The organism is Actinacidiphila oryziradicis, from assembly GCF_005047355.1.
In the GTDB taxonomy this organism is placed as follows: domain Bacteria; phylum Actinomycetota; class Actinomycetes; order Streptomycetales; family Streptomycetaceae; genus Actinacidiphila; species Actinacidiphila oryziradicis.
On sequence record NZ_SUMC01000361.1, the window covers coordinates 1 to 1022 of the forward strand.

Annotated in this window: 1 protein-coding gene; it reads right to left on the reverse strand. The window is 73.0% G+C overall.

Annotated elements, in window-relative coordinates; translation table 11 throughout:
• A partial coding sequence (gene lysA, locus FCI23_RS55890; RefSeq protein ID WP_136731788.1) for a diaminopimelate decarboxylase occupies window positions 1-1022 on the reverse strand: 1022 nt, incomplete at both ends.

Genomic DNA, 1022 nt, shown 5'->3' on the forward strand with positions numbered 1-1022 from the left:
AGTCCGATGTCGCGCAGGCTCATGTCGGCCAGTGATTCGCGGCGTACGAGGACCCGGGCGCGGCCGTCGGTGACCGCGACGACGGGCGGGCGGCCGACGAGGTTGTAGGCGGAGGCCATGGCCAGGTGGTAGGCGCCGGCTACGGGGACGGCGAGCAGGTCGCCCGGGTGTATGTCGCCGGGCAGTGGTACGCCGTCGGCCAGGATGTCGCCGGCTTCGCAGTGCCGGCCGACCACGGTGACGGGGCGGTCCGGCGCGGCCGGGCGGCGGCTGATGAGCCGGGGGGCGTAGCGCACGCCGTAGAGGGCGGGCCGGGGGTTGTCGCTCATGCCGCCGTCGACGGCGACGAAGGTGCGGTCCCCGGTGCGTTTGACCGCGAGTACCCGGTAGAGGGCCACTGCGGCGGGGCCGATGAGCGCGCGGCCGGGTTCGAGGGTGAGGCGGGGCACGGGCAGTCCGGCGCGGGTGCATCCGTCCGTGAGTTCGGCGCGGATGCGCAGGCTCAGGGCGGCGATGTCGAGTGTGTCCTCGCCGGGGCGGTAGGCGACGGCGTGGCCGCCGCCGAGGTCCAGTTGTGGCAGGGTGATGCCGTGCTGGTCCCGTATCCGGGTCATGAGGCCGATCAGCCGCCGGACCGCCACTACGTAGGGCTTGACGGTGGCGATCTGGGAGCCGATGTGGCAGTGCAGTCCGACCAGGTTCAGGCGTGGCTGGCCGAGGATCTTGTCGATGGCGTGCTGGGCTGAGCCGTCGGCGATCGACAGGCCGAACTTCTGTCCGTCGGTGCCGGTCCGCACCGCCGCGTGGCCGCCGGCCGTGATGCCGGGCACCACCCGCACCATGATTTGCTGCCGGGCGGGTGCGGGCACGAGGGCGGCCAGCCGGGCGATCTCCGAGGTGCTGTCGATGACGATGCGCCCCACTCCGAGCCGCAGTGCGGTGGTCAGGTCCTCCGGGCTCTTGGCGTTCCCGTGCATCACGATCCGCTCCGGCGGGAACCCGGTGGTGACGGCGAGCTCCAG